Annotated in this window: 1 protein-coding gene; it reads left to right on the forward strand. The window is 62.0% G+C overall.

Translation table 11 applies throughout. From position 1 onward, the window contains the following. The coding region (locus EOA24_RS39895; RefSeq protein WP_133375048.1) for a lytic transglycosylase domain-containing protein at positions 1 to 523 on the forward strand (523 nt) is incomplete at its 5' end. Positions 524 to 785 lie beyond the last annotated feature (262 nt).

Consider the following 785-nt stretch of genomic DNA (forward strand, 5'->3'; position numbering starts at 1 on the left):
AGCCTGGATCTATGCCGTCATGGCTGCCGAAAGCGGCGGCAAGACAATGCGCGGCGGCCGCCCCATCACCTCCCCCGCTGGCGCCATGGGCCTCATGCAGGTGATGCCCGGCACCTATGAAGAGATGCGGGTCGAACACGGCCTTGGGCCTAACCCCCACGATCCGCGCGACAATATCCTGGCCGGCACGGCCTATCTCAGTGCCATGTATGACCGCTTCGGATTTCCTGGCCTGTTTGGCGCCTACAATGCCGGTCCCGAGCGCTACGACGAGCATTTGAAGCGTGGCAAACCGCTGCCAGAAGAGACCGTCGAGTACCTCGACCAACTCAAGGCGGCCGGAGTTTCGGCGGCCGACATCGAGGCGTTCGAAAGCCAATCTGTCGCTCCAAAGGCGCAAATCGCTCCTCTCGGACGGTCGCTGTTCTTCATTCATGACGGTGTTCACTCAGGCGTGCGAAACGGCGATCTCTTCGTGCCGCTCGGCAAGGACGGCGCGCAGCCGAAGGAGCCGGTGCGTTAGCCATGGCGGACGGGGGCGCGTCTGGCGGGGCTGGGCGCGGAAGGCAAGATAAAGGTACCGCCTCCAGGAGGCGGTTAAATCTTTGTCTGCACATCGTTTTTCCGGGAGGCTGCCGCCGGTGCCAAGAGGGTTTGACGTGTAAGTGTCTGATTTTGCTTGATATGTCTGGGAGGCTCGCATTAAGGATGACGAGTTCAGGCCGAAGCTCGGCAAAATCGGGTCGCGCGGCTCGAAGGCCGGCAAACGCTATGCCGGCCAGGTT

The organism is Mesorhizobium sp. M2A.F.Ca.ET.039.01.1.1, assembly GCF_003998035.1.
Lineage (GTDB): Bacteria > Pseudomonadota > Alphaproteobacteria > Rhizobiales > Rhizobiaceae > Mesorhizobium.